Annotated in this window: 3 protein-coding genes; all 3 read left to right on the top strand. The window is 63.5% G+C overall.

The genetic code is table 11. From position 1 onward, the window contains the following. Positions 1 to 1,084 (top strand): ATP-binding protein (locus OS124_RS0109385; RefSeq protein ID WP_010139286.1); only part of this gene is annotated, 1,084 nt, incomplete at its 5' end. A gap of 468 nt (positions 1,085 to 1,552) precedes the next feature. Further along, positions 1,553 to 2,302: a hypothetical protein gene (locus OS124_RS0109380; protein ID WP_138919482.1), complete on the top strand. Its 750-nt coding sequence runs from the start codon at positions 1,553 to 1,555 to the stop codon at positions 2,300 to 2,302. Next, on the top strand, positions 2,299 to 3,178 hold an 880-nt coding region (locus OS124_RS0109375), incomplete at its 3' end, for a DUF6638 family protein (RefSeq protein ID WP_010139284.1). The genes OS124_RS0109380 and OS124_RS0109375, both read left to right, overlap by 4 nt.

The raw sequence follows: 3,178 nt of genomic DNA, 5'->3' as shown, positions 1-3,178 counted from the left end.
GTACCAGGCGATGAAGCTGGCCAAGATGCTGATGGCCTATGATTTCGACCGGCGGATGAACCCCTTTGCCGAGCTCGGCGGCTTCATCTTCACCTTCATGGGCGACGGCATGCCCGGCACCGGCAAGACCACCCTGATCCAGATGATGGCCGGTCTGCTGAACGACTATTGTCAGGTCGCGGGCTATCCCTTCCGCTACCGCAACCTCTCGACCGAGAACATCGACAGCTACCAGGGCAAGTCGGGCCAGAACGCCAAGGCCTTCATCTCCGAGATCATGGACCCCGCCGTCATCGGCTTCGGCACCATCGACGATATCGACCAGATCGCCGGCAAGCGTGGCGACCGCCAGTCCTCGGCCGGTCAGCAGGAAATCACCGCCGTGCTGATGGAAAGCTTCGCAGGGGCCAACACCGTGGTGCGCGGCAATTGCACCTTCGGCATGTTCTCGAACTACCCCGAGAACGTCGACGACGCCCTGCGCCAGCGCGCCGGGGCCCGTTTCCTGGTCGACGGCCCGCGCACCCGTGAAGATTACGTCGACATCCTCGCCCTGCTCCTGGGCAAGCGCCACGACATCCCGCTGGGCGATCACGAGCTCTACGCCGCGCAGGAGATCAAGCGCGCGGTGGCCGAGAGCTTTGCCAGCCACGCCCGCCCCTCCGAGGCCGGTCTGGTCACGGTCTACGACGCGGTGCAGCAGCGGCTGGGTCCGCTCGACACCATCGCCAAGCTGGGGACTTATCTGAAGGCGATCCAGGAGGCCGACCCGCGCTTCACCGGCCGGGCGATCAAGAACATCACCGACGCGGTGAAGGTCCGCGCCATGGATTTCGAGCTGCCCGACGCATGGATGGAAGAGCCCGAGCTGTTCCTGTTCCGCGACTACGACACCAAGCGCGCCATGATCGAGGAGCTGCGCCAGCCGATCACTGTCGAGATGGTAGTGCAGGAGATCAACCGCTACGCGGATTCGGAATTCCGCTACGCCGACAAGTCCGACGAGGCCGCCATCGAGGGCATGGTCCGCGACATGGGCCGCACGGAAGAGGCCAAGCGGCGGTACCTGAAAGGGCGCGGCTGATGGTGCTGCGTACGGACGCCGGGGGAAGGTGGGTTGGCACCCACCCTACGGCTCTGGCTGGCCTCCGGACCCTGCGCGCGGACGGAGCCGCTTGCGTAGGGTGGATGCAATCCACCTCTGGCGGCGGGGCAAGCTCTCGGCATCTTGTTGGAGGAGAGCACCTCGGCGTCAGCAACCAGGCGGTCCCTCTGCATCTCGTGGGGTGGGAGCCACACGCTTTCGCCCACGCCGCCACTGGAGTGAGGGTGTCCCATGAGTGAGGAGTTGCCACGTCCGGGCACTGGTACCGAGGGCAGCGCCGGGCCCGGGGGTGGGCGAGCAGGGGCCGCCTGTCTAGCCGGAGATTCGCCTTTGGGGAACCGGGGCGAGTCGGGCGCTGCGCGGATTCGCCGGGCTGGTGAGACGGGGGAACGAGGGCGAAATTTCACCCCGATTTGGTTCGGAGTTCTCGGAACCCTTACAATCTTCTTGGTTGTCTTCTGGCTGGCAGTTCAACCCTCAGCGTCCAGCGGGGGGGATAAGCTGGACGAGTTCTGGTCACTTGAACTCAATGCAATGGGTGATGCTCTTGCTGGGCTGGCGTCAACTTTGGCATTCCTCTGGCTGATTGTGACGGCGTTCATTCAAAAGAACGAGTTGCAAGAGCAGCGCAACGAGCTTGAGTTGGCGCGGGGGGAATCTCGACGAATGGCCGCGGCTCTCGAAGCTCAGGCGGAAGTGTTCCGCGATGAGCAACGGCAAAGGCGTCAGAATCAAAACCAGCAAACATTGAGGCGAAAGTCTAGAATTCTGGTCCGCCAACTCCACGAGTTGAATAAGTGCAATACCCTTTTTGAAGGCGACGGACATATAGGTTCAGGTCCAGTCAAATTTCGTCTGTATTCGATCGGTGGAAGTTACTCTGCTCTCATGCCGTTCGAGGAGGTCGAGAACCATCTCTATGAGTTCTCTACGAGTTTGATTGACGCTGAATTTGCCCTTGATTTCGGCATCGATCTTGAAGGCAGCGTCCGACTTCGGCTGGGTTGGGGGATAATCCATGGGGGCATCCAATTGTCAATGCGTAGCATCCTTGCTTTGAAGGAGGAGGGGCTCTCTCCAGCTGATTCCGAATGGCTAAGTGAACTTCAGTTTGATGCAGCAGAGCGCGCCCTTACTCGCTTGCTCTCAATAAGGAAGCTCTGGGTGGACGAATTGACTGGAGAGGACCTCAAATGAACCGCCTCATCCGCACCGGCCTCCTTTACGGCAACCTCACCCCGGTCGACACGCCTGCGCTGGTCGAGCGCTATAACCGGGCGCTTGAGCATCTGACCGGCAAGCGCACCGCGCTGACCGATTTCCATGTCGATATCTCGGGCTATTCGCCGGAGGTGGCGGATGAGCTGGGCGATAGGCAGTACCTCAACCTCAACGGGGTCAACCGGCAGCTCATCCTGCTGACCACCCGCCAGAAGACCGCGCCGCTGCTCGAGGCCTCCTTCTCGACCACCCGCGCCATCCTGCGCGATTTCATCGACGCCAACGAGGCGGCGCTCTTTGCCCTGACCGCGCGGGACGCGGTGGCGGGGGAACTGGTCAACGGCGTCTTCCGGCTGGACAGCGCGGCCAGGCTGATGGAGGTGCGGCGGGTCTCGGTCGAGGCGGACACGGCCTCGGGGACGCTGCGCGATGCCGCGGCGCTCAGCGGCAAGGCAGACCGGTTCCTCAGCGAGGAGGACGCCTGGTTCGACGATCAGCTCATCGCCGAGATGACCGAGCTGGCGCGCCGGACCGGCGACGTGACGCGCAACCCGGTGACGCTGAAGCAGACGAAGTTCACCCAGGACAACTTCTGGACGGCGCACCTGGGCGGGGCCTACCTGTTCTCGGCGGTGGACAGCCCGGCGATCATTGCGCGCGACCCGGAACGGCTGACAGGGGCGGCGCTGCCGGTGATCGGGCTCGACGCGGCGCGCGACCTGGCGGCCTGGCTGCACGGCAACGGGCTGGTGCAGGCACTGACCCATGCCCGCGGCGTCGATGCGGCGGCGATCCTGCGGCGCAAGATGGACTGCATGGTGGTCGAGACCGCCGGCGGCGAAGAGGACCTCT

This window comes from Oceanicola sp. S124 (assembly GCF_000220565.1).
In the GTDB taxonomy this organism is placed as follows: Bacteria; Pseudomonadota; Alphaproteobacteria; order Rhodobacterales; family Rhodobacteraceae; genus Pseudooceanicola.
Note: the sequence above shows the minus strand (reverse complement) of the source record. Positions and strands in the feature narration are given on the sequence as shown.